Origin of the sequence: Arsukibacterium sp. UBA3155 (genome assembly GCA_002364615.1) — a bacterium.
Taxonomy (GTDB): Bacteria; Pseudomonadota; Gammaproteobacteria; order Enterobacterales; family Alteromonadaceae; genus Alishewanella.
Genome location: DEYP01000007.1, coordinates 1 through 23,055, shown reverse-complemented (window position 1 = coordinate 23,055; position 23,055 = coordinate 1). Strand labels below are relative to the sequence as shown.

Sequence of the window (23,055 nt, the reverse complement as noted above, 5' to 3'; positions counted from 1 at the left end):
GCCACAACAGCTAAATGCTGTTGTGGTTTTTTTCAATTTACTGATTCGCTGTGAATTTGCAACAAACTGGCGGCCAATTGTTTTGGCTCCTGCGCCCCGGATATCAGATATTTATTATTAATAATAAAGGCGGGAACCGAGGAAATACCGGCTTGTTGATATTTGGCGATATCTTCTCTGACGATGTCGGCATAGTCATTACTTGCCAAAATGGTGTGCGCCGCTGTTTTATCAAGGCCGGCTTGCTCTGCGCAACTGGCTAATACCGCAGCATCAGAGACATCTTTCGCTTCACCAAAGTAAGCGTCAAATAACGCCAGCTTCATCTGTGTTGCTTTATCCTGGGTTGCTGCCCATTTTACCAGGCGGTGGGCGTCAAAGGTGTTGCAGGTAGTGCGCTGTTGTAGCTTACTGAAGTTAAGCCCAAGCTCGGTGGCAACCTGCATAATATGGGTTTGAGCCTGGCGCATTTCTGTTTCACTTTTACCGTATTTGCGAGCTAGCGCGGGAAGTATCGGCTCTTTAGCCGCGTTCTTGTTCGGATCTAATTCGAAAGCATGCCACTCTAATTCCACCGCAAGTTCAGGTAGGGTTTTCAGTGCCTGCTCTAAGCGGGCGTAGCCAATAGCACACCACGGGCAGGCAATATCTGACACTAAATCAATTTTTAAAGGCGTCATAAAGGTTGATCCTTACAGTTAAAAGGGTACGAAAACAACATACACATTGAGCAATGTGGGCGCCAGACGTTAGTTTCAACTCAGCTGGATGGCTAAATAGTCGACTAACACCCGAACTTTGGCCGATAAATGGCGATTTTGTGGATAGATAGCCCAAATACCATCATCGGGTTGGCGCAGCGTGTTTAGCACGGCCACCAGCTCGCCAGTTTGCAGTTTATCCAGCAGGTAGTAATCGGGTAATTGCACCAGCCCTAAACCTTTTAATGCAGCATCGAGTAACGCCACACCGCTGTTGCAGATAATCCGGCCCTGTGGTTTAAACTGCACGCTTTTGCCATGCTCGGTAAAGCGCCACTGACCCACGGTGCCAATCAGGCATTGGTGCTGTGCCAGCTCAGTAATATTTTTTGGCGTACCATACTTTGCCAGATAAGCCGGTGAGGCCACCACATACTGGGTACGTTTGGCCAGCTTACGGGCAATCAGGCTGGAACTTTCCAGGGTGCCCAGCCGGATAGCTAAATCAAAGCCGCCTTGTACTAAATCAAGTTTGTTATTGGTTAGCTGTAAATCCAGCTCGGTATCAGGATATTGCTTCAAAAAATTATGAAGCAGCGGCGCAATCCGGGTTTCGCCATAAAATACCGGCGCAGTCAGTTTAATTAAACCGCGGGGCGAGGCCTTTAAATTTGCCAGGGTACGGTTCGCCTCTTCCAGGCCACTGACTAAATGACGACAATGCTGCAAATACAGCGAACCTTCTTCAGTCAGGTTTACATTACGGGTGGTGCGATACAATAGTTTTATCGCCAGCGTCGTTTCCAGCTCGGCGATATTACGGCTAACCTGTGCCACCGAAATACCCAACTGTTTTGCCGCTCGGGTGAAGCTGTGGTGTTCGGCCACCGCAACAAATTCACTAATACCTGTCCAATGTTTCATTTTTTCCCTGGAGTATGTGATCCAGGCTGCTTGCGTTACAACGCCCGCCTTGGCTCACCACAGCAACTCGCTCACGCTTGCGCGCTCACTCAGACACTCTGTGGTGACCAAATCGGGGTTCTAACCGCAGCCTTTAATTCGCATTATTGTAAATATACAAAACTAATTTGCAGTTTAGTCTCATTAACAGCGATATGGAAATAATAGAAAACGCGTTATAGTTATAACCGTTAATAAATTTTCAGTACTAATTAAGGACGCCGTATGAAGATGATTAAAACCCGCGCCGCCGTTGCCTGGGGCCCAGGCCAGCCATTGTCGATTGAAGAAGTGGATTTAATGCCACCACAAAAAGGCGAAGTGCTGGTAAAAATTGTTGCGACCGGCGTCTGCCATACCGATGCTTTTACCTTGTCGGGCGAAGACCCTGAAGGCATTTTCCCGGCTATTTTAGGTCATGAAGGTGGCGGTATTGTTGAGGCAGTAGGTGAGGGGGTAACGTCTGTTGCGGTAGGCGATCATGTTATTCCGTTGTACACGCCGGAATGCGGCAAATGTAAGTTTTGCTTATCCGGTAAAACCAACCTGTGTCAGGCCATTCGTGCCACTCAGGGCAAAGGCTTAATGCCTGACGGTACCACCCGGTTTTCAAAAGACGGTAAGCCGATTTACCACTATATGGGCACCTCTACCTTTTCTGAATACACGGTACTGCCTGAAATTTCATTAGCAAAAATCAATAAAGAGGCGCCACTGGAAAAAGTTTGCTTGCTCGGCTGCGGTGTTACTACCGGTATGGGTGCTGTAATGAACACCGCTAAAGTTAAAGAGGGCGATACCGTGGCGGTATTTGGCCTGGGTGGTATTGGTTTATCGGCTATTATTGGTGCGGTAATGGCTAAAGCCAGCCGGATTATTGCCATTGATATTAATGAAGATAAGTTCGATATTGCCAAAAAACTGGGCGCAACGGATGTGGTAAACCCGAAAAATTTTGATAAACCCATCCAGGAAGTGATCGTTGAGATGACTGATGGCGGGGTCGATTTCTCGTTTGAGTGTATTGGTAATGTAAATGTGATGCGCTCAGCATTAGAGTGCTGCCATAAAGGTTGGGGCGAGTCGGTCATTATTGGCGTAGCAGGTGCCGGCCAGGAAATCTCCACCCGGCCGTTTCAATTGGTTACCGGCCGGGTATGGCGTGGTACGGCGTTTGGTGGGGTAAAAGGTCGCAGCGAACTGCCAGACTATGTTGAGCGTTATTTAAATGGTGAATTTGAACTGGATACCTTTATTACGCATACCATGCCGTTGGAAAAAATTAACGACGCCTTCGATTTAATGCATGAAGGTAAGTCAATCCGGACAGTGATTCACTTTTGATATGTTGACTGTTTAGCAGATTGATTCAGGCTTGCTCGATACTTGGGGCAGCTAATATGCCAGAACAGAGACGGATTAGAACCCCGTTTTGGGCGCCACAGAGTGTCTGAGCGAGCGCGCAAGCGCGAACGAGTTGCTGTGGCGAGCCAGGGCGGGCGTTGTAATCTGTCTCTTTAACACCAAACGAGACAATTTATGACAACTTCAGCATTAACCAAGGTTAGCGAACAACTTTGCTTTGGCGGCAAGCAACTTCGTTTTAAGCATCAGTCAACAGTATTGAACTGCGAAATGCAATTCTCAGTGTTTTTACCACCACAAGCTGCAACGACCAAAGTACCGGCGTTGTATTGGTTGTCGGGCTTAACCTGCACCGATGAAAACTTTTCCAGTAAAGCCGGTGCACAGCGGGTGGCTGCCGAGCTGGGTATAGCACTGATTATTCCGGATACCAGCCCGCGGGGCGAGGGTGTGCCGGATGACGATGAAGGTGCGTACGATTTTGGTTTAGGCGCCGGTTTTTACGTTAATGCCACCCAAAAGCCTTTCTCTAAACACTACCAAATGTATGATTATATTGTCAGTGAGCTGCCAGCACTGGTTGAAACCGAGCTGCCACTTTCAGCAGTGCGCGCTATCAGTGGTCATTCCATGGGGGGCCATGGTGCACTGGTAATTGGCTTGCGAAACCCTGAGCGCTACCGTTCAATATCGGCTTTCTCACCAATTTGTAACCCGGTTAACAGCCCCTGGGGAATAAAAGCTTTTAGTGGATATTTAGGCGATGATCAAAGCCAATGGGCCCATTATGATGCTTCAACGCTGTTGCAGAAAACCCAAAAAACCATCCCAATTCTGGTCGATCAGGGCACTGCCGATAACTTTTACCCCGGACAGCTGCAAACAGACAGCTTAGTCGCGGCGGCAGAGCAAAGTGGTGCCAAGGCACAGATCCGGCTGCAACAAGGTTATGATCACAGCTACTACTTTATCGCCAGTTTTATCGAGCAGCATATCCAGTTTCACGCAAAGTTTTTGCTTGGTTAAACTAAATTCTGAAAAGCGGCTGGAACCCCGTTTCGGTCGCCGCAGAGTGTCTGAGTCCTGCCGTAGGCAACGGACGAGTTGCTGTGGCGAGCCGGGGCGGGTGTTGCAGCCAGTTTTCTTTTACATCTATAACTTGCACCGGGTTCCAGCCCGCATTTTAGCGCTCTGTCCTTTACCTAAACACTGGTATTTAGACGCCAGATACTGGCATAATCAAAGCCATTACCGACAATGCCCGTCACAAGGAGCCTTGTATGAGCTACGATACCAACAATATTTTTGCCAAAATTCTGCGCGGTGAGATTCCCAGTTTTAAACTTTATGAAGATGATTACACCCTGGCCTTTATGGATATCATGCCGCAGGCCGATGGCCATGCGCTGGTGATCCCTAAATACGAGGCCATGACGTTGCTGGACATACCGGCTGATCAGCTTACTCATACTATGACAACAGTGCAGAAAGTGATGGCGGCACAAAAGTCAGAGCTTGGTGTTGAAGGTGTTGTGCTAATGCAGCTGAACGGCGAGGGCGCAGGGCAGAGCGTACCGCACCTGCATTTTCATTTAATACCGACTCATTTGTCTAAGTTAAAGCGACACGGCACTGAGCAAGGCGATATGGATAAAATTAAAGCGCTGGCTGCGAAAATTAGTGCCGCCTTGTGAATCTAATCTGGTGTAGCAAAATCCTTGCCGATAACACCGCTGTAGGTAGTACCTGTAATGCAATTGGCTAATAAGATTGGTACTTTGTTACCCTGGCGCAATGCTTTGCTGCTATTTTTGTGGCTGGCAGTGTGGGCGCTGGGCTTACTGGTTGAGTATGCGCCTCATGCGTCAGTCTGGTTTCCGGTTGCCGGCCTGACGTGCGCTGCCATGCTGGTGGTTGGTATCAGAGCAGTACCTGCTATCTTGATCGCGGCCGTTATTATTACTTTCTGGACGGCTCTCCATTACGATATTGATATGAGCAACCGACAATTGATAGAAGCCGGTTTGCTGTTTGGTATTGCCCACATTTTTCCCTACTATTTAGGTGCTGTGACGCTTCGAAAACTCAGTGCCGTTTCAAAGTATAATCTGCCGCTTTTTGTCGTTAGTTTCCTGGTGCTTGCAGTTGGCTGCTCATTACTGGCAACCGCAGCAGTGCTCAGCTCACTGGTGTTTACCGGATTAATGCCGGCAGCCGATGTTGCTTCTACCTGGTTGCCTTTCTGGATAGGCGATATGGCCGGGGTAGTGGTAATTGCGCCGATGTTTGCCAGTATTCTGCTGTATGTATTTCCAGAGAGGAAATTTAATATTCATCTCGTTATTGGTATTCATTCTAAGTTAGCATCACACCACTTTAAATATAAATTAAGCCTGACCATCGTGATGCTGCTCGTGGCTATGCTTATTGCCCGGTATAGCGGCTCTTCAGAAAGTGCCTTTGCCATCTTTTTTCTGGTGATCCCACATATGTGGATTGCCTGTACAGAAACGCCTTTTATCACGGTAGTGAGTCTGGCCCTTACCAGTTTTCTTATCGCTTTACTGGTTAATTTATTCGGGTTGATGGACAACGTTATGGTGTATCAGTTTGCAATAAACGTTATCGCTGCCAATGCGTTATTTGGTTTAGCGGTGCCAGCGTTAGTGGCCTCAAATAATCAATTACGGTTGGTGGCATCAACGGACACCTTAACCCGGGTTGCCTCCAGAAGTTATTTACAGCAACGGGCGGACTTAGAAATCACTCGTTCTTTGCAGCAAAGTGAACCCTTATGTCTGATGGTGTTCGATATTGATCACTTTAAGCAGATCAATGATCACTATGGCCATAGTATCGGTGACGAAGTGCTGCGACTGGCCTGTCAGCATGCTCAGCACCTGTTACGACCCGCAGATATTATTGGTCGTTATGGTGGCGATGAATTTGTAGTGGTTCTACCCAATACAGCGAAAGAGGCCGTGGTCGCCATTGGTAACCGGATCATTGAACGTTTGTTGCAAATTGAGTTAGCAGAGCAGCTAAAGGTATCTGCCAGTTTCGGGGTAGCAGCGCTACAGCAAGGTGACAATTTCCGCAGTCTGTTTGAGCGGGCTGATGCCGCTTTATACCGGGCCAAACAGCAAGGGCGCAGTCAGGTTGCCTGGCATTAGTTGCCAGATAGTCTGGTGTTAAAGGCTAAAATTCACTTGATACTTTCACTATTTTTCTTGAGCTTGACGATAATTGTGCTTAAGGTGAGCGTAGTTCTCAGTTTAGCGAAACGGACCTGTATATGTCGTTTTTTCAGCGCGTTATAACCTTACTTACGGCGCTATCCGCTTGTATTGTTATTAAGGGATGCACCAGCCAGCTTACGACAGATACCGATACCTCGTCGGATGATAGCCTGCATCTAACCCTGGTACATATTAATGACACTCACTCCCAGTTTGATGCCACCCCGGCAAGCGTGTTAGGCCCTGACGGCGATCCTTTATATACCTTTATTGGTGGCCATCCACGGCTACTGACCAAAGCACAACAGTTGCAGGGCGAGGCGACAGCCAGTGGGGTGCCTTCGCTGTTTTTACATGGGGGTGACGCCTTTAAAGGCAGTGCGTATTTCGAACTGTTTGAACAAAAAATTAATATCGATATCCTGAACAGGATGGGCCTGGATGCGATGGCACTAGGCAATCACGAATTTGATATCGGCCTGGCCAAGCTGGCTGATTTTGCCGCCAATATTAATTTCCCGCTACTGGCTGCCAATGTTGATACTCAGGCGGAACCGGCTTTAGCGGCAATAAGTAATTTAAAAGGCTACCAGTTATTTGCCGTTGCTGGTACCAGGCTTACACCGGTTGCTAACGTAGCCGAGGCCGCGGGACAAACCATGATTGCGGTATTTGGTTTAGCGCTGGAAGATATGCGCAGCATGGTGCCTGCCACTGGTGAACTGGTATTTGCTGCTGAGGTTGCCTCTGCCCAGGCGACCGTCGACTATTTGCAAGACAAAGGCATTAACCACATTATTGCGTTGACCCATTTGGGCCATCAACGCGATTTAACCTTAGCGCGGCAGGTTAATGGCATCGATGTCATTGTTGGTGGCCACTCTCACAGCTTACTGGGCGATTTCACTCAGTGGTATCTTGGCCAGCAAGCACCTTATGCCGGGATGATCACCAACCCGGATGGCAAGGGCCAAACCTGTATCGTTCAGGCCGGTCAGTTTGCCCAGGCAGTGGGGGCCGCTAAGCTGCAGTTTGACGCTGCCGGGCGTTTACGCCAGTGTCAGGGGGAAAACACCTTACTGGCCAGCCGTGATTATTACACTCTGGCGCTACGTAATGAACATAGCCGTATTGCGTCCGGTAAACAGGCCAGTATGGAGCGTTATATCGACCAGCTTAACCGTACTGCCATTACTGAAGAAGACCAGGCGCTGCGTCAGGTGCTGGATACCGTATATTTACCGGCAGTGCAGCAGGCTTATGGCGAGCAAATCAGTGTTACCGAGCAAACTATTAACCATGTGCGATTACCCGGCACAGCGGGCAGCGATCAGCATGGTTCCGTGCTGGCCGGTCATGTTACCGATGCCATGCATTACTGGTTAAATCAGCCAGCGGTGCGTGCTAAAACCGGTCGCGAAGTTGATTTTACCCTGATTGGCGCCGGTAATATCCGGGCTGATCTGAATGCCGGGGCTATTTTCGAGGGCCATATCCGCTTGGAAGTATTACCTTTTGATACCCCGCTTAGCATTCTGACCGTAACTGGCAAAGAACTTTGCGAGCTGTTGCAGCAGGTGATTACTGCTACCTTGCCTGAGGGCGCGCATGCCGGCAAATTCCCTTATAGCAGTCACCTGCGTTATATCGCCCGTGAAGATAACAATGGCCAGGCAGTGTTAGATCAGCTGCAATGGTTGCAGGGAGAACGCTGGCAGGATATTGAGCCTGATACAACATACAGCCTGGCGACCACCAATTACTTAGCCAATGGTAACGATGGCTGGCAGCGATTGCAGCAAGTGCAGCAACAAAGCACGGATCGGATAGATGTCATCATTGAGCAGCAGCAAGTGGCCATTTATCCGCTTAGCAAGGTGGAGGCGATTACCGATAGCAGCGGCCAACAGGCATTTGTGCCACATTATCAACAGGCTGCGGGCTTGCCCTGTAAAATACCAGGCAATGATTGCAAAGTCGCAGCAGCGGCAATGATCGATTATCTGAAAGCGACTCCGGCCTTATGGCAACAAGAGCGGGTACCTACGGTTACCCTGCTAAGGCGTTAGTTCAGGCTTCAGAGCAAACTCAGTAGCATGCCGGTGGTGGCTGCTGCTGCTAACACCCGCAAAATACTCTGGTTAAATTTAAACAGGGCAATGGCGGCGGCGATAGTAAGCAACAATGCCACAGCATCAAACTGACCGCTAAAGCCGGTTGGCCATAGTACGTAATAACCGAAAAACAACGCTAAATTGACAATTACACCCACTACTGCTGCGGTTACGGCGGTTAGCGGGCCGGTAAATGCAGCGTGCTGCCGGCTGGCTTCTACCAGCGGAGCGCCGGCAATAATAAACAGGAAAGAAGGTAAAAAGGTAAAGAAGGTAACAATTGCTGCGGCCAGTATGCCAGCCTGCCACAGACTGTCGGCGCCGAAAAGTTGCTGACTCCAGCCGGCAACAAAACCAACAAAGGCGACCACCATAATCAGCGGTCCGGGGGTACTTTCACCCAGCGCCAGGCCGTCAATCATTTGCAGAGCGCTCAACCATTGATACTGCTCAACTGCAGCCTGATAAACATAAGGCAATACCGCATAGGCACCGCCAAAGGTTAGCAGGGCGGCCTTGGTAAAAAACCAGGCCAGCTGGGTTTGGGTGCTGTGCCACCCATACACTGCGGCTAACAGGCCAATAGCAGCCAGCCAGATAATAATGCCGACGGCCAGCGCCATGGACAGTTTGCGCCAACTAAAGCGTTGCCGGGCTGGTGCTGCGCTGTCATCGTTAATCACCGCTTCGGTTTGCTCGACTCTCTCTTCAGGTGATACGTGCGCGCAGGGCACCTTAAGTTGTAGTGGAAACCATTTCATTAAGGCAAGACCAGCTACTGCTGCGCTAAACACAATAAACGGAAAGGGCAGGTTATACCCGGCAATGCCAATTAATGCCAGCAGTGCCAGGGCTTGCAATGCCGGGGTATGCAGCGTTTTCCTGGCCAAACGCCAGGCAGCAAACAGCACAATAGCGGTAACGGCGGGTTTAACCCCGTACAGCAGGCCTTGCACCACCGGCATATCGCCATACGCCAGATAGAGCCAGGCCAGTAGTGACAAAATGAAAAACGACGGCAGAATAAACAGCAGGCCAGCGATAAATGCGCCACGTTTACCATGTAATAACCAGCCAATATAGGTTGCCAGTTGCTGCGCCTCGGGGCCTGGCAGTAGCATGGTGTAGTTTAAGGCATGCAAAAAGCGCTGTTCAGAAATCCAGCGCCGTTTTTCTACCAGCTCCTGATGCATCATGGCCAGTTGCCCGGCCGGGCCGCCAAAACTAATAAAGCCCAGTTTCAGCCAATATAAAAAGGCTTGGTGCAGACTGACCTGAGTTTGCTGGTTTGGCATCAGATATCCTTTAGCATTTCTTCAGCGTTTAAATTTAGTTTCCAGGATCACCGACGAGGTGGTGCGCTCAACGCCTTCCAGATTGCCAATATCGTCCAGTATATGGCTTAACTGCTCGGTATTCTGTGCCTGCACAATAGCAATTAAATCGTACTCGCCGCTAATAGCATACAGGGCCGCAACCTGAGGCAGTTGTTTTAATTCAATATTAGTGCGGGCGGTCAGCTTCTGTCGAACTTTAATACTGACATGAGCCGCCACTAACGTGGCCAGATACTCATCACCATACTCGACCGTGTAGCCTTTAATCACGCCGCTTAATTCCAGTTTTTGCAGCCGGGTTTGCACAGTAGATCGTGACACGCTTAGCTGGCGCGCCAGGTCAGATATACTGGCCCGGGCGTTGTGTTGTAACACTGCCAGCAGTTTTTCGTCTTCTTTGGTAATGGCACTTCTATTAGCGCTTTTAATAGAGCTTTCTGGCACTTTGCTAAATCCTTCCGTCAAAATGACGTAATTACCTATTAAATTGTTAATAATGATACTGCACATTGCTAAGGCTAGCCAATATAATAGTCGTATTATTTTCGTCCCGGTCAGCACTAATACTAACAGCAAAAACGCAGACGGGGCCTTAGTTAAAAAAACAGAGGTTAACAATGGTTGTAAGCAGAAGTTTGTTTGATGAAGTGATGGTACCTAACTATGCCCCGGCACAAATTATCCCGGTAAAGGGGCAGGGTTCAAAGCTTTGGGACCAGGCTGGCAAAGAATATATCGATTTTGCTGGCGGTATTGCGGTCAATTGTCTGGGCCACTGTCATCCTGCATTAGTGAGTGCATTAAAAGATCAGGCCGACAAGTTATGGCACTTATCGAATGTGTTAACTAACGAGCCGGCATTGTTATTGGCCAAAGCGCTGGTGGAACATACCTTTGCTGAAAAAGTCTACTTTGCTAACTCGGGTGCTGAAGCCAACGAAGCGGCCCTTAAGCTGGCGCGCCGTTATGCCAAAGATAAGTATGGCGAGCATAAAGATCAGATCATTTCCTTTAAACAGGGTTTTCATGGCCGTACTTTTTTTACCGTCACTGTAGGTGGTCAACCGGCTTATTCTGATGGTTTTGGCCCGAAGCCAGAAGGTATTGAACATGCAGAATTTAATAACCTGGACAGTTTAAAGGCGCTGATAAGCGCCAACACCTGTGCCGTAATGGTGGAGCCGATGCAGGGCGAGGGCGGTGTGGTGCCAGCCACTAGCGATTTTATTAAAGGCGTTCGTGAATTATGTGACGCTAACAACGCTTTGTTAATTTTTGATGAAGTTCAAACCGGCGTTGGCCGCACCGGCGAGCTGTATGCTTATATGGCCTATGGCGTTACCCCGGATATTTTAACTACAGCGAAAGCGCTGGGTGGCGGCTTTCCGATTGGCGCCATGTTAACCACTACGGAGATTGCCAAACATTTAGTGGTTGGCACACACGGCTCTACCTATGGTGGCAATCCGCTGGCATGTGCCGTAGCTCTGGCTGCTGTGGATACCGTCAATACCCCTGCAGTACTTAGCGGCGTTAAGCACAAAGCAGAATTGTTTAAGCAGGAATTACAACGCATTAATGCAAAATACCAGGTGTTCAGCGAAGTGCGGGGCATGGGCTTATTAATTGGCGCGGTGTTAAATGCTGATTATGCCGGTAAAGCCCGCGATATTATGCTGGCCGGTGCTGAGCACGGAGTAATGACCCTGGTTGCCGGTATGAATGTGGTCCGTTTTGCACCGTCACTGGTTATTCCTGATGCCGAAATTATTGATGGTATGGCACGGTTTGAGCTGGCAATAGCTCAAATCGCTACGGCAAAGCAGGCCTGATCTATGCTGGTTATCAGGCCTATCACTGCCGCTGATTTTGCGGCGTTAAAACAAATTGCTATTGAATCGGGTCATGGCTTTACGTCATTACCGGTGCACGATGGTCGCTTAAGCCAAAAAATTGAGCATGCTGAAAAAAGTTTTAATGCCGTCGTAACCACGCCCGGTGATCAGGGCTACCTGTTTGTGCTGGAAGATACTGACAGCGGTGAGATTGTTGGTACTACCGGTATTGAAGCCGCTGTAGGCCTGCAAACTCCGTTGTATCATTTTCAGCAGAACACCGTTATTCACCACAGTGCAGAATTAAATGTGATGAACCAGCTTACTACGCTGACATTGTGTAATGACTATACCGGTGCTTCTGAGATTTGTACGCTGTTTCTGCGTGAAAGCTACCGACGCAACCATGCCGGGCGCTTTTTATCCAAGGTGCGGTTTTTATTTATGGCGGAGCACCCACAGCGCTTTGCCAGCAAAGTGATTGCAGAGATGCGCGGCGCGGCAGATAAAGATGGTCAGCCGCCATTCTGGAACTGGCTGCAAAAGCTGTTTTTAACCATTGATTTCCCAAAGGCCGATCAGTTGATTGGTGTGGGTAAAAAAGCCTTTATTGCTGAGCTGATGCCGCGCCATCCGATTTATGTTGGTTTGCTGCCAGAAAGTGCTCAGGCCGTGATTGGTCAGGTACATGAAAATACCAAGCCTGCACTGCGAATGCTGGAAAAAGAAGGCTTCAGCCATCGCGGTTATATTGATTTGTTTGACGCCGGCCCAACGGTTGAAGCGCCACTTAATCAGATAAAATCGGTCGCTGCCAGTAAAAAAGTACCGGTAAAAATTGCTGCTGATACAACGTCAGCGCAGGGCGAACATACCCTGGCAGTAGCCAATACTGCAATTAAAGATTTTCGTGCCAGTTTTAGTAAAGCCGCCCGCTTTGACGAGGCAGCCAATATTTTGATTATCAGCCCTGAACTGGCTGCTGTGCTGCAGCTTAGTAATGGTGAAATGGCACGTTTTATTTATTTGGATAAAGCCTGAAAACGCGCAGTTGCCGTATAATGTGGCTTATTAATATAACCTTTTTAAAAATTGTGATTAGACCTAAACCGGAGTAGATATGCACACTGATGTAAATGCCCTGTTCGCCAACTTATGGCAAGACTATGTTGCGGTAACGCCGTCGGCCCAGAAAGTGCACCAACTGCTTGGCTCATCACAGCAGGACGATGTGATAAACGATCATATTGCGCTGCGCACCTTTAACCTGGATAAAGTGAGCCTGAATAAACTGGCGGCGCATTTTATCGCGCTGGGTTATGAAGAGTGCGGCGAGTATCATTTCGAAGCGAAAAAGCTGTACGCCAAGCATTTTGAGCATCCGGATCGCAACCAGCCCAAGGTATTTATCTCTGAATTGTTGCTGGATAAATGCTCGGCATACCTGCGTGATACCATTACTGAACTGGTTGCGCAAATACCGGAAGACGCAGTAAGTGCAGATAACTTTTTATACAGCGGTACCCATTGGCAGGTAAGCCAGGCTACCTATGAAAAACTGTTGGCAGAGAGCGAGTACGCCGCCTGGGTTGCTGCCTGGGGGTATCGTGCCAATCATTTTACCGTTAGCGTTAACGAGCTGGCCAGTTACGACACCCTGCAGCAGGTTAATACGGCGCTGAAACACGCTGGCTTTTTGCTGAACACCTCGGGTGGTGAGATTAAAGGCAGCCCTGAGGTTTACCTGGAGCAGTCATCCACGCTGGCCGATTTGCACCCGGTGCAATTTAGCGACACAGTTGCAACCATACCCAGCTGTTTTTACGAGTTCGCCCGCCGCCACCCGTTAAGCTGCGGTATGCTATACAGCGGTTTCGTTGCTGCATCAGCTGATAAAATTTTTGAAAGTACTAATGCCCGTTAATACCTAACCGGTTTAGTATAGCCAGCGCTGTGCTGGCTTTTTTATTGCTGCCCCCAAATGACAACGCTATAGTTTACCCAAAGATGCATAAAGGAAGGTTGTAAATGCGACGATGTACCCTATTGGCAGCATTGTATTCAGCTGCAATGTTCTTGCTGAGCACTGTGGTGCTGGCAGAGCCGTTAGCACAGTGCCAGTTAACGGTGCGGGTAGAATCTGAGCAGCAGCATAGTGCCGCGGGCTCGTATAACAATACGCAGGTTTCGCAGCAGTATTATGCGCTGTTAAACACGCTGGTGAGCAAAGTAAATTGTACTTTGCTGCTTGTTGATTTACCTGCCGGCAGGGCAATGAAAATGCTGGAGGACGGCCAGCTGGATATTATGGTAGGCATGTCTGAGACTGACGAGCGTGCCAGTTACAGCTATTTTGTCGGCCCGCATCATATTGAGCGAATGGTGGTGGTTGCCTCAGAGCGAGTGCCTGATTCTGTCAAAAGCTTACAACAGTTGGTTGAGTTAGACGGTACAATCTCGGTGGCTGATGGCGCTTATTATGGCCCACTGTGGCAGCAATTATTACAAGACAACCCGGCGTTAATACCCCGGATTTTTGCTGCGGCCGGCAACCAGCAAAAACTGGCCATGTTGGTGTCGGGCCGGGTAATGGCCTCACTGGAGGACGAGGCTACTGTCGACGAGCTACTCGAGCAGAATGATTTACAACACGCATACCGTAAACTTTTTGTGATCCATGAAAACCCGGTTTATTTTGCTTTTAGCCAAAAAACAATAGATAACACCTTACTTAAGCAGTTGCAGCATGCCTGGCAGTTAATGGTGTCCTCTGGTGAAGTTTCTCAGATTAAGCAGCAAATACCATTGGCGCAGCCGCAAAAAACTGATCCGGCCGTGTTTGTCGCCAGTACACGCAACACCAGCCATTAGTCGGCATAGGGTCTTCCAAATCTGTACAAGGAGTGTCATGTCTCGGTTTTTGTTGTTAGTGTTAATGTGTTTTCCGCTGGCTGCCAAGCAGTTAGACAAAGTGACGATTGCGCTGGAGCATCCGGCCAACGGCAATATGGTTCATCTGGATAACGCAGGGTTATTAGCGGTATCGGGTTTTAGTCAGTTTGATCGCTGGTTAAGCCTGGTTAATCTGGCAGATTATCAGGTTCAGCCGATCGTGATTCCTGCTAATGCCCAGTATTTTAGTCAGGCTAGCCTGGTAGACCATCACAAAGCCAATACCAGTTTTGCTGCTGGCCGCGCATTGCCGGTGCATCAGGCGCTGGTGTTTTTAACCTTAGACGGCATAAGTGTTTATAACGCAGAGCGTATGCAAAGCGAGCCGCTGCTGGTAAGCCCGTCAATTTACCGGGTACTGGATAAAAACAGACTGCGTAGCGGCGATTTTGTATTACAGCTGGGTAGCGACCAGGCAGACTTTTTACTGCCTGACTTTAACCAAAGTCATCTGTTTCGCCAGCAGCCCGATGGCAGCTTTTTGCAATACTCCTTAAATATCGGCGCCCAGGTAACCAGTTGGCGAGACAGCCCCAGTTATGAGCCCAGACGTCATTTTATAGTCGATGTTGATTTAGATGGCAGGCTCGATCTGGCTTTTATTGCCGGCGGAAAATTTCAGGTATTTTATCAATTGGCTGATGGTGGCTTTAACACGGAACCGGTAACTCAGAATTGGCCGGTGAGTTTGTCAACGGAACAAGAGGCCGATCAGCGCAACGATGCAGGGCGCAGTTACACCGGCCAGAATATTGATAGCTTACGCGATATTATCGATATTGATGGTGACGGCGTTGCTGATTTAGTGGTGAACCGCGAGCAATTGGCCGATGCGCTGGAGCGAAATAATAGTTTTCGGGTGCATTTTGGCCTGAGGACAGCCACCGGCTTGCATTTTAACGCTGAACCCGACACAAGGATCACGACTGACACCTCACCTATAGACGTGGTTATCGCTGATTTTAACGCCGATGGCCGCAAAGATTTTTATATTCCCAGCACGCATTTTGGGGTAGGTACTATAGTAAGGGTGCTGCTCAGGGGAAGTGCTAACCTTGATATCGATTTTTATTTATTAAATGAACAGCGTCAGTACAGCAGCAAAGCCGACTTTAAACAGAATGCTACCATTGATGTCAGCATTAGTAACCTGCGATACGATATGCCGTTGTTTGAACTGGCGGATCTGGATGGCAGCGGACAGTTAAGCCTGATAGTCGGTGAAGGCGGCGATGAATTGAAGTTCTATGGCCCAGAGCCTGGCCGTTTATTCAGTCGCCGGCCGGAGCGGGTGAAATTAGACTTGCCCAGAGATGCCCGCAAAGTGCTAGTAGCCGATTTAACCGGTAACGGCAAAGACGATTTGGTGTTGCCCTTCGACGCTCAGGATGCGGAGCAAACCCGCAACCAATTGTTATTGCTTTTGAATCCGAAATAAGACGACCTGTTGAGCATTCAAACCCACCCCGCACTATTATTGCTGTTGCTAGCCGCTGCTGCCGCGGCGGCTGGCATGCTGCGCTTTGCGGTTACCTCCATTATCGCCAGATATTGGGGCGTGCAGTTTCCACTGGCTACCTTGCTGGTAAACAGTAGCGGCGCGCTGGCGATAGGTGTTGTGGCAGCGATGCCAGATCTATCCACTCTGGGCCTGATTATGATGGTCGGGTTTTTGGGAAGTTACACCACCGTATCGTCATTTAGTCTGCAAACCATCAGCTTGTGGCAAAGCCGTCATTACCAGCAGGCAATGTTGAATGTAGGGTTGTCATTCGGGCTGTGTCTTAGCCTGGTTTGGTGCGGTTATGCAGCCGGGGGGTTGCTATGGTAAGGCCCGGCTTATTTGTTGCGGTTGGGCTGGGCAGCGCGCTGGGAGCGGTGCTGCGTTTTAGCGTTTCGTTATGGCTGGCAACAGCAGATACCAGCTTGCCGCTGGCTACGTTAATGGTAAATATGTTGGGTTCATTCTGGATTGGCTGCTATGCCAACCTGACGGGCGACAACGGCCGCTGGCAGGTATCTGTCTGGCAAAGGCAGTTTATGTTAAGTGGCGTATGTGCCGGTTTTACTACCTTCTCTGTATTTAGCCTGGAGTTTATGCAATTACTGCAGGCTGGACAAGGCGCATTGGCAATGGGGTACGTTTTATTGTCATTAATGTTCTGGCTGTTGGCCTGCTGGGCTGGCTTAAAAGCCGGTGAGTGGATTAACGGCTTCAGCTCTGCTGATAAAGGTGCGAAAAGTGTATAGAAAACTGATGTTGCTATCGCTGTTACTGCTGCTAACGGCGTGCGATAACATGCAAACTTTAACAGAAGCCGAGCAGATAGAACGCACTATCCGCCAGGAGGTAAGTCGGGATCTTACTGGCTTAAATGCGTTAACTACAGCGGCGGCTGCCACCGACTACGACGGCTTTGCCTGGCGCCGTGGCGAGAAAATTCAGATACGTCAGCGCCAGAACGGCGAATTAGGCTTGTTGGAGCAGGCAGAGGCGCCTGAGATTATTGCCGCGGCAGTTGAGCACCGGATCCCAAGTTTCAGCCTGGTACGCTATCAGCAGGGCTGGCTGATAGTATTTCGTACCTATATCAGCAATCATTGCCAGGTGGTATATGCCTATGCGTATCGTGGCCAGCTGCCTGATACCCCGCAATGCACTGAGCAAGCATTTGCCAGTAGTGCAAATGGCCGCTGCCAGAGCCCGATTAACACTGAGTGGCAGGTTTTTAAAGAGTGGTTTTTTGCTGAGTCTATGGTTGCTGCTGGCAACCCGGTATGCACTGCTAAGGCAGAGCAGGGCTGGCAGGCACCACAATAAGTCGTGTATTTAAATATGCTACTTATTATAAAACGCACCGTATAAGCCTTAAATTGGTTAAATGTAAGGAGAACCCGTGAAATTTCTATTCGCTGTTGTTGCCTCATTATCGTTAGTAGGGTGTTCCGTTTTCGGTCAGAGCAATGTTGAAACCGCTCCCTATACGCTGTTAAAAGCAGAGCCGGAACAAAATATTGAAGTGCGTAATTATGATGCTATGGTGCTGGTATCAACCAGCATGGCGGGCGAGGGCCGTAACAGCGCTTTTCGAAAACTGTTCCGTTATATTGGTGGTGAAAATGAAGGTGCAACCGAAATAGCCATGACGGCGCCGGTATTTATGGGCGACACAAAACAGGCTGATAACAATAATAAAGGCACTGAAATAGCCATGACCGCCCCGGTATTGATGAATAGCAGCGGCGATGGCGCGATGATGTCATTTGTTATGCCAAAAGAATTTACCCTGCAAACGACTCCCAAGCCGACCAACCCTGATGTAAAAGTGACTGAGTTGAAAAATTATAAAGTCGCGGCGATTAAATTTAGTGGCACCTTAAGCGATCGCAATGTGGCAAAACACCGCAAAATATTAACCGACTGGCTTAACACCAATGGCTACTCCACTATCGGTGAGCCAGTGGAAGCGGGTTATAACGGCCCCATGACCTTACCGATGCTGCGTCGTAATGAGTTACTGATTGAAATAAAGTAGCGCCCGGCGAGCCGCTCTATTGCGCTATCTGAAATAAGGACCATACTGCTAGCGTAAGGTGCCCGCCGTGGGTCCTTAGCAGGACGTCGTTTCAATACAGGTGAATATCATGAGCAAAGGCCAGGACAGTAAAAAAGACGTTAAAAAGAAACCGTTATTAACCGCCAAGGAAAAGAAAGCGGCGAAAGCGACCAAGAAAAACGAGAAAAATGTGTTAGGACATCAAAACTAACCAAAACACTACCTTCCCCCGGCGCCGGCAAACTTTAATTTTGCCGGCGTTACGCGCATTTTTTATATAGCATTGTAATTTGATAAAAACGAACTAGCTAAAACCTCCCGGATCAGCGCTGGAGCGTGAAAAGTCCTGCTACCAGTTACTGATAAAAGAACTATCTCGGTGTAATCTTTATTTTAGTGTGAAAAAAATTCATGTCCTCTCTACGTTAGTTAATTTAAATGTCCTCCAACATCATGAAATTTAAACATAATTAATATTGGTTTATTTCTTGCTCCCTTCTGCTGTGGTAAAGGCATTTATTTAGCCGCATGAGTTCCTGATCATCGTTGGGAAAGTCATCGATTAATAAACAGACGAAAAGGAGTTGTTATGAAATTCAAATTAGCTGCAGTGGCAGTCGCCGTATTTGTCTTATCAGGTTGTGAAGTAGAGAAGACACAATCTGGCGAGCTTCCAAGTGTTGATGTTGACGTCAGTGCCGATTCTGGCCGGTTACCCGAATATGATGTCGACTGGGCCAGTGTTGATATTGGCACCACCACCGAAACCATTACCGTGCCCAAGGTGGTAGTGGTAATGGAAGAGGAAGAAGTCGAAGTGCCTTATATGGATCTGAATATGCCTGATGAGCAGGGTGAAAAATCAAAACGTTCCATCGTCGTAGAGGCTGAAATCAGAGGCAATATGCAAGAATTGGAAATTGATAAAGTGTATGCCAAAGATCGCAGATTAATTGTGGTATCACGGTTGAACAAAATGGATGAAACATTAGACGGTCGAACTGTACGCATATCAGACAGGATAGTGATAAACGCGCCTGATCTAGATGTACAGCACATTATCGTTGGTGACAGGCCTAAAGGTGACTGGAACAACCAATACACATTTGTGCGTAACGAGGCAGCTTTACAAGCGCGGCTGGAAGGCGCATCGCAAATCTATTCTAATTAATGTTGTCAGCCATGATGTAGCATTTTTTTGCGGCCTTAAGGCCGCAAAAATTCTGCTTAATAATCTGATTAATTAACAAGGAATTGATATGGACCTTATTCGTATTATCGTTGCTATTTTACTGCCGCCACTAGGTGTTTTTTTGCAGGTTGGCATTGGTGCTCAGTTTTGGATTAATATTTTACTGACCCTGTTGGGTTACATTCCAGGCATTATCCATGCTGTCTACATTATTGCTAAAAAATAATTGATCAGCGTTAGTGCTAAAAATGTCGGATACGAGGTAGCAAACTAGCCTGTCGCTACTAGCAGTAGTTCATACCGCCGATGAAAGGCTGTCTATACGGATAGCCTTTTCCTTTTTCCGACAGAAATATGTATTACTCAGACGATGGTCGGGTCTGACGTTGCCTCAAGACCTGTCGCAGTCATAGCGCAGTATTTACCGGTGGGGTCGTTACTTTTGTTAGTTTACGAAAATAACTGCTAAAACAATAAGTAATGCCCATGGAAAAGGGGAGGTCCACCAGTTTAATCCTTTGGCACTGGCTTTTTTTGCGTTTTGCCGTAATTGTGCTTTTTTCTCAGCGGTTATTTTAAACCGCTCCCTTAATTGCGGTAAGGGAAACAAAAATACGATTACGCCAAACATTATGGTAAACCATCCTGAATTGAAATCATTAGGTGTGTAAAACAATCGAATAACGCCAAGCCCTATAAAAACGAAACCAAGGGTAATTTCAGACTTTGTCGGTAATTTCATGTTATCGCATCACATATTTCATTATTAATGAGCCTCGCAGCGCAGTGTAGGTAGTGGCGTCCTGGGCGAATGATTCATCATGTTATTGGTCTGGCACATTCTCTATTCTTTGATACAACATTATGTCTTTATAGCAATGACTTGTAGGCGCAGCGAACTTGATTTTCTTAATTCGCAAGTGAGCTCGATTAATGTAACGATCTGTTGAGTAATCAACTGGTTTAATATCCGAAGCACTACCAGTTTTATCGACAATAAGACGCATTTTTACCCAATCAGTTTGTTCAGGTGTTTTTTCTAAAGAAAACCTATCATTCTCACCGTTTTGCAATATCTGTACTGTTTCATCACATTTAACCTGACCGAAAGCTGGCAAGGTTACCGCGAGCAAAAATATTGAAAGATTAGCGAGTCTCATCATTAGTCTTTAACACAAAGCTTTGCATTAGGCATGGCCTTATCAACACAAAATACTACTGTACTCGAGAAGATAAATACCGACAACCAAAACAGCGGGGCTACACGCTGGTATAGCGGTATAAAATCACTTCCAACGCCGGTGCAAACTAACCCGAATTTGCTCGAAGAACCACCCGCATCCAAACAACTGTCAACACTAAAGAATGTTACCAAAGCAACGGCACTTCCTACGAACATAATGGCACAGATAAGTTTTTTCATTTAGCGGGGCCTTAACGCAGCCAGCCCTGACCGTTGCTGAAGGGCCTTGTATAGATATTGTTAAACCTCACGGACTTTATACCGCTGGTAGTACATTACTACAAACACTGACACTACTAACAGCAAGCCAACAAAGCCGACCGATAACACTGATAAAACCGATAACGGCAGCAGAATTTTTAGAGCCAAATCTGAGCTGCGAATGAGATAAACACCCAAAGCCAAAACTGCCGTTATGGTTACCACATTAAAACTTAACAACCCTAAGAAATACCAAAAAGGGTCACTTGGATAGGCGAAGTCCTCAGTTGTCAGCCACAGCATATCTATCTGCGTAATTAAACGGATAGCAAGGTAAAGAGAATAAATAACTAACAGTATTCCAACGGTCCTTTGAAGATGCACCTATGCCTCCGTGAAATTTAACGCTCGCCTAAACGGCGAGCAACTTGTTGCGAGTCGAGCGCCGAAGGCCCGCTGTGCTGGCGTTTGTTAGGGCAATACACCGATTTGCTCGCAAGTAATATGGTTTTCCCCATCAGAGCCACTGAGTACATACTCAATCAATAGTTCACGTCCATTATCAGCTTTGACGATATGCTCAACTATGCCATTTATCCCGATATTAGTAGGATCAATCAAACTAATCTTAAAATTGCCGATATTCCTTGGATTTAGGCCGCTGGCCTCGACAGTTTCTAAAGCAGCGTTGTAATCTGCGCTTATGGCGACAACAAGATTGCGCCCCAAAGCCACTGCGTACCCAAATTTATTGGCAAACTCCTCAAACTCTCCTTGATGTAGCAATATCCGGGCGCTATCGAGGAGCTCTCCAATTTTATCATTGGTCAGTTGGATCGCTGATATCTGCATAATGCCCTAACGCCCGCCACAAACGCGAGCAACTTGTTGCGAGTCGAGCCGCGAAGCGGCGTTTTGATGGCAATAACATGGACTCCCCCTCACTATCCGGCATCGATGTGCCAAACTGAGAGTGTCTAAACAAACAGTCACAAGTAAGGGGAAGTCGCATGGAACAGTTTATACGTTGCGGGATAGATATTGCAAAGCTCGTGTTTCAAATTCATGGCGTTAATGCTAAATCCGGTGAAACATCGATGGTCAAAAAGTTAGCCAGAAATGAAGTGCTACGTTTCTATGCCAATAAACCACCCATGCTTATCGGCATTGAAGCCTGTGGTGGCGCGCATTATTGGGCGCGTGAGCTCACCAAGCTCGGTCATGAAGTAAAGCTCATGACACCGCAGTATGTTGCACCTTACCGCCGTGGCGGTAAAAACGATGCCAATGATGCAGAAGCCATTTGTGAAGCCTTGGCCAGGCCGAATATGCGTTTTGTTGCTGTTAAGTCAGAATCACAACAAGCAGTATTGGTCATGCACCGCATGCGTGACCAATGGGTGCGCGAACGCACTTCACTGATGAACCAAATTCGCAGTTACTTACATGAGTTTGGCATCGTCATTAATCAAGGCCGTGCGGCACTGGCCAAAACCTTACCAATGGTGGCAGAAGAAGGATCCTTGCCGCTGTTATTTCGCCAGAGCATTGCTGATTTAGCCAACAAGCTAACTGATTTAGAGACGCAGATTACTGCGCTCAACAAACGGATTGAAGCCTGGAGTAAGCAAGATAACACCGCAAAAGCCTTACTTGAGCTCTGTGGTGTCGGTAGCGTTACTGCTAGCGCAGCAGTAGCAACAGCCGGTGATGTATCAGTGTTTAAAAACGGCAGACAATTCGCTGCCTGGCTCAGTTTAGTGCCCAAACAGAATTCATCGGGTGGTAAAACGGTACTGGGTGCCATTACTAAGCGGGGCGACCGTTACTTGCGAACACTATTAGTTCAGGGCGCGCGAACGGTGATGCTGGCGGCTAGCAGAGCGAAAAAGTCTACCCAAACCACACCCATGTTCGACTGGATTTATAAGCTGCAAGAGCGACGGCCCAATAACGTAGTCGCAGTGGCTATCGCTGCAAAGCAGGCCAGAATGCTCTGGGCAATAATGGCAAAGCAGCAACGGCAAGCGCAAACAGGTTTAGCAACATGATGTAGCAGTAAAAAGAAGTAAAACAGTAAGTTAACGACAACTCTCAACCAAAGCATTGCACTACAAAGTGGATAAATAAAGCGGCAACGACCGTGCACAGGAAGGGCCTGGTAACAAGCGAGGTATTTAATACCGCGATGGCGATAAGGTGCTTGTGCGCGAAAGTTATCAGGGCTGGAGCATGGCTAACACCATGAATCTCACGAGCCGAATAGACGTATGCAGTCATTCACCGCCAAGTTTGATCACTTTGTGCTTGCAATAGAGGGGGAGTCCATAGACGATTGTTAGGGTTTTCGTCGCGG

Annotated in this window: 26 protein-coding genes; 18 read left to right on the top strand and 8 right to left on the bottom strand. The window is 48.0% G+C overall.

The annotated features are described in order from the left end of the window. Positions 1-32: 32 nt before the first annotated feature. Positions 33-680 (bottom strand): DsbA family oxidoreductase, encoded by a 648-nt coding sequence (locus B2X65_RS02255; protein ID WP_290610341.1) that lies wholly within the window; start codon positions 678-680, stop codon positions 33-35. A 75-nt stretch (positions 681-755) separates the two neighbouring features. After that, positions 756-1,625, bottom strand: coding sequence for a LysR substrate-binding domain-containing protein (locus tag B2X65_RS02250; RefSeq protein ID WP_290610340.1), 870 nt, complete (start codon positions 1,623-1,625; stop codon positions 756-758). 270 nt (positions 1,626-1,895) lie between these two features. Between B2X65_RS02250 and B2X65_RS02245 the strand changes: the two genes are divergently transcribed. The 5 genes from B2X65_RS02245 to B2X65_RS02225 all read left to right on the top strand — a co-directional run bounded on the left by B2X65_RS02245 (position 1,896) and on the right by B2X65_RS02225 (position 8,337). Then, positions 1,896-3,008 carry an S-(hydroxymethyl)glutathione dehydrogenase/class III alcohol dehydrogenase gene (locus B2X65_RS02245; RefSeq protein ID WP_290610347.1) on the top strand — a complete coding sequence of 371 codons (1,113 nt, stop codon included), beginning with the start codon at positions 1,896-1,898 and terminating at the stop codon, positions 3,006-3,008. A gap of 195 nt (positions 3,009-3,203) precedes the next feature. After that, positions 3,204-4,055 (top strand): S-formylglutathione hydrolase, encoded by an 852-nt coding sequence (gene fghA, locus B2X65_RS02240; RefSeq protein ID WP_290610338.1) that lies wholly within the window; start codon positions 3,204-3,206, stop codon positions 4,053-4,055. Between the two features lie 254 nt (positions 4,056-4,309). Further along, a complete protein-coding gene (locus B2X65_RS02235; protein ID WP_290610337.1) occupies positions 4,310-4,723 on the top strand; it encodes an HIT family protein in 414 nt (137 codons plus the stop codon). A gap of 57 nt (positions 4,724-4,780) precedes the next feature. Continuing rightward, complete coding sequence (locus B2X65_RS02230; RefSeq protein WP_290610335.1) at positions 4,781-6,202, top strand: sensor domain-containing diguanylate cyclase; 1,422 nt, start codon at positions 4,781-4,783, stop codon at positions 6,200-6,202. 122 nt (positions 6,203-6,324) lie between these two features. Beyond that, entirely contained in the window at positions 6,325-8,337 is a 2,013-nt protein-coding gene (locus tag B2X65_RS02225; RefSeq protein ID WP_290610333.1) for a bifunctional metallophosphatase/5'-nucleotidase, read from the top strand. 8 nt (positions 8,338-8,345) lie between these two features. Here B2X65_RS02225 and chrA read toward each other — a convergent pair whose 3' ends face one another. Together chrA and B2X65_RS02215 are read right to left on the bottom strand one after the other, a co-directional pair. Then, positions 8,346-9,677, bottom strand: coding sequence for a chromate efflux transporter (gene chrA, locus B2X65_RS02220; RefSeq protein WP_290610331.1), 1,332 nt, complete (start codon positions 9,675-9,677; stop codon positions 8,346-8,348). A 21-nt stretch (positions 9,678-9,698) separates the two neighbouring features. Continuing rightward, complete coding sequence (locus tag B2X65_RS02215) at positions 9,699-10,163, bottom strand: Lrp/AsnC family transcriptional regulator (RefSeq protein ID WP_290610329.1); 465 nt, start codon at positions 10,161-10,163, stop codon at positions 9,699-9,701. Positions 10,164-10,336: 173 nt separating this feature from the next. Here B2X65_RS02215 and B2X65_RS02210 point away from each other — a divergent pair, with 173 nt between their 5' ends. The 12 genes from B2X65_RS02210 to B2X65_RS02155 all read left to right on the top strand — a co-directional run bounded on the left by B2X65_RS02210 (position 10,337) and on the right by B2X65_RS02155 (position 19,481). After that, positions 10,337-11,551, top strand: coding sequence for an aspartate aminotransferase family protein (locus tag B2X65_RS02210; protein ID WP_290610328.1), 1,215 nt, complete (start codon positions 10,337-10,339; stop codon positions 11,549-11,551). 3 nt (positions 11,552-11,554) lie between these two features. Continuing rightward, positions 11,555-12,595: an arginine N-succinyltransferase gene (gene astA, locus B2X65_RS02205; protein WP_290610327.1), complete on the top strand. Its 1,041-nt coding sequence runs from the start codon at positions 11,555-11,557 to the stop codon at positions 12,593-12,595. A gap of 79 nt (positions 12,596-12,674) precedes the next feature. Further along, positions 12,675-13,478 carry a DUF1338 domain-containing protein gene (locus B2X65_RS02200; protein ID WP_290610326.1) on the top strand — a complete coding sequence of 268 codons (804 nt, stop codon included), beginning with the start codon at positions 12,675-12,677 and terminating at the stop codon, positions 13,476-13,478. Positions 13,479-13,582: 104 nt separating this feature from the next. After that, a complete protein-coding gene (locus tag B2X65_RS02195) occupies positions 13,583-14,425 on the top strand; it encodes a substrate-binding periplasmic protein (RefSeq protein ID WP_290610324.1) in 843 nt (280 codons plus the stop codon). A gap of 37 nt (positions 14,426-14,462) precedes the next feature. After that, positions 14,463-15,944 carry an FG-GAP repeat domain-containing protein gene (locus B2X65_RS02190; protein ID WP_290610322.1) on the top strand — a complete coding sequence of 494 codons (1,482 nt, stop codon included), beginning with the start codon at positions 14,463-14,465 and terminating at the stop codon, positions 15,942-15,944. Between the two features lie 9 nt (positions 15,945-15,953). Further along, on the top strand, positions 15,954-16,337 hold the full coding sequence (locus B2X65_RS02185; protein ID WP_290610320.1) for a fluoride efflux transporter FluC: 384 nt from the start codon (positions 15,954-15,956) through the stop codon (positions 16,335-16,337). Beyond that, complete coding sequence (locus B2X65_RS02180) at positions 16,331-16,756, top strand: fluoride efflux transporter FluC (protein WP_290610318.1); 426 nt, start codon at positions 16,331-16,333, stop codon at positions 16,754-16,756. Before B2X65_RS02185 ends, B2X65_RS02180 begins: the two co-directional genes overlap by 7 nt. 49 nt (positions 16,757-16,805) lie before the next feature. Then, positions 16,806-17,327: a hypothetical protein gene (locus B2X65_RS02175; RefSeq protein ID WP_290610316.1), complete on the top strand. Its 522-nt coding sequence runs from the start codon at positions 16,806-16,808 to the stop codon at positions 17,325-17,327. 76 nt (positions 17,328-17,403) lie between these two features. Next, on the top strand, positions 17,404-18,042 hold the full coding sequence (locus tag B2X65_RS02170) for an SOUL family heme-binding protein (RefSeq protein ID WP_290610314.1): 639 nt from the start codon (positions 17,404-17,406) through the stop codon (positions 18,040-18,042). A gap of 109 nt (positions 18,043-18,151) precedes the next feature. Then, positions 18,152-18,274 (top strand): hypothetical protein, encoded by a 123-nt coding sequence (locus tag B2X65_RS02165; protein WP_290610312.1) that lies wholly within the window; start codon positions 18,152-18,154, stop codon positions 18,272-18,274. Between the two features lie 378 nt (positions 18,275-18,652). After that, entirely contained in the window at positions 18,653-19,234 is a 582-nt protein-coding gene (locus B2X65_RS02160; protein ID WP_290610310.1) for a hypothetical protein, read from the top strand. A gap of 88 nt (positions 19,235-19,322) precedes the next feature. Continuing rightward, complete coding sequence (locus B2X65_RS02155; protein ID WP_290610309.1) at positions 19,323-19,481, top strand: YqaE/Pmp3 family membrane protein; 159 nt, start codon at positions 19,323-19,325, stop codon at positions 19,479-19,481. Between the two features lie 219 nt (positions 19,482-19,700). Here the strand turns inward: B2X65_RS02155 and B2X65_RS02150 are convergent, their stop codons facing one another. The 4 genes from B2X65_RS02150 to B2X65_RS02135 form a co-directional block, all read right to left on the bottom strand. Then, positions 19,701-19,997, bottom strand: a complete 297-nt coding sequence (locus B2X65_RS02150; protein WP_290610307.1) for a hypothetical protein — start codon at positions 19,995-19,997, stop codon at positions 19,701-19,703. An 82-nt stretch (positions 19,998-20,079) separates the two neighbouring features. Next, on the bottom strand, positions 20,080-20,415 hold the full coding sequence (locus B2X65_RS02145) for a hypothetical protein (RefSeq protein WP_290610305.1): 336 nt from the start codon (positions 20,413-20,415) through the stop codon (positions 20,080-20,082). Positions 20,416-20,417: 2 nt separating this feature from the next. Further along, positions 20,418-20,678, bottom strand: a complete 261-nt coding sequence (locus B2X65_RS02140; protein ID WP_290610303.1) for a hypothetical protein — start codon at positions 20,676-20,678, stop codon at positions 20,418-20,420. Positions 20,679-21,170: 492 nt separating this feature from the next. Beyond that, a complete protein-coding gene (locus B2X65_RS02135) occupies positions 21,171-21,551 on the bottom strand; it encodes a hypothetical protein (protein WP_290610301.1) in 381 nt (126 codons plus the stop codon). A 158-nt stretch (positions 21,552-21,709) separates the two neighbouring features. Here B2X65_RS02135 and B2X65_RS02130 point away from each other — a divergent pair, with 158 nt between their 5' ends. After that, positions 21,710-22,750: an IS110 family transposase gene (locus B2X65_RS02130; RefSeq protein WP_290610299.1), complete on the top strand. Its 1,041-nt coding sequence runs from the start codon at positions 21,710-21,712 to the stop codon at positions 22,748-22,750. The last annotated feature ends 305 nt before the right edge of the window (positions 22,751-23,055 follow it).

Excerpts from the sequence above, each read along its gene's own strand:
- B2X65_RS02255 (WP_290610341.1), bottom strand. The coding sequence starts at position 680 with ATGACGCCTTTAAAAATTGATTTAGTGTCAGATATTGCCTGCCCGTGG.
- B2X65_RS02250 (WP_290610340.1), bottom strand. The coding sequence starts at position 1,625 with ATGAAACATTGGACAGGTATTAGTGAATTTGTTGCGGTGGCCGAACAC.
- B2X65_RS02245 (WP_290610347.1), top strand. The coding sequence starts at position 1,896 with ATGATTAAAACCCGCGCCGCCGTTGCCTGGGGCCCAGGCCAGCCATTG.
- fghA (WP_290610338.1), top strand. The coding sequence starts at position 3,204 with ATGACAACTTCAGCATTAACCAAGGTTAGCGAACAACTTTGCTTTGGC.
- B2X65_RS02235 (WP_290610337.1), top strand. The coding sequence starts at position 4,310 with ATGAGCTACGATACCAACAATATTTTTGCCAAAATTCTGCGCGGTGAG.
- B2X65_RS02230 (WP_290610335.1), top strand. The coding sequence starts at position 4,781 with ATGCAATTGGCTAATAAGATTGGTACTTTGTTACCCTGGCGCAATGCT.
- B2X65_RS02225 (WP_290610333.1), top strand. The coding sequence starts at position 6,325 with ATGTCGTTTTTTCAGCGCGTTATAACCTTACTTACGGCGCTATCCGCT.
- chrA (WP_290610331.1), bottom strand. The coding sequence starts at position 9,677 with ATGCCAAACCAGCAAACTCAGGTCAGTCTGCACCAAGCCTTTTTATAT.
- B2X65_RS02210 (WP_290610328.1), top strand. The coding sequence starts at position 10,337 with ATGGTTGTAAGCAGAAGTTTGTTTGATGAAGTGATGGTACCTAACTAT.
- astA (WP_290610327.1), top strand. The coding sequence starts at position 11,555 with ATGCTGGTTATCAGGCCTATCACTGCCGCTGATTTTGCGGCGTTAAAA.
- B2X65_RS02200 (WP_290610326.1), top strand. The coding sequence starts at position 12,675 with ATGCACACTGATGTAAATGCCCTGTTCGCCAACTTATGGCAAGACTAT.
- B2X65_RS02195 (WP_290610324.1), top strand. The coding sequence starts at position 13,583 with ATGCGACGATGTACCCTATTGGCAGCATTGTATTCAGCTGCAATGTTC.
- B2X65_RS02190 (WP_290610322.1), top strand. The coding sequence starts at position 14,463 with ATGTCTCGGTTTTTGTTGTTAGTGTTAATGTGTTTTCCGCTGGCTGCC.
- B2X65_RS02180 (WP_290610318.1), top strand. The coding sequence starts at position 16,331 with ATGGTAAGGCCCGGCTTATTTGTTGCGGTTGGGCTGGGCAGCGCGCTG.
- B2X65_RS02175 (WP_290610316.1), top strand. The coding sequence starts at position 16,806 with ATGCAAACTTTAACAGAAGCCGAGCAGATAGAACGCACTATCCGCCAG.
- B2X65_RS02165 (WP_290610312.1), top strand. The coding sequence starts at position 18,152 with ATGAGCAAAGGCCAGGACAGTAAAAAAGACGTTAAAAAGAAACCGTTA.
- B2X65_RS02160 (WP_290610310.1), top strand. The coding sequence starts at position 18,653 with ATGAAATTCAAATTAGCTGCAGTGGCAGTCGCCGTATTTGTCTTATCA.
- B2X65_RS02155 (WP_290610309.1), top strand. The coding sequence starts at position 19,323 with ATGGACCTTATTCGTATTATCGTTGCTATTTTACTGCCGCCACTAGGT.
- B2X65_RS02150 (WP_290610307.1), bottom strand. The coding sequence starts at position 19,997 with ATGAAATTACCGACAAAGTCTGAAATTACCCTTGGTTTCGTTTTTATA.
- B2X65_RS02145 (WP_290610305.1), bottom strand. The coding sequence starts at position 20,415 with ATGAGACTCGCTAATCTTTCAATATTTTTGCTCGCGGTAACCTTGCCA.
- B2X65_RS02140 (WP_290610303.1), bottom strand. The coding sequence starts at position 20,678 with ATGAAAAAACTTATCTGTGCCATTATGTTCGTAGGAAGTGCCGTTGCT.
- B2X65_RS02135 (WP_290610301.1), bottom strand. The coding sequence starts at position 21,551 with ATGCAGATATCAGCGATCCAACTGACCAATGATAAAATTGGAGAGCTC.
- B2X65_RS02130 (WP_290610299.1), top strand. The coding sequence starts at position 21,710 with ATGGAACAGTTTATACGTTGCGGGATAGATATTGCAAAGCTCGTGTTT.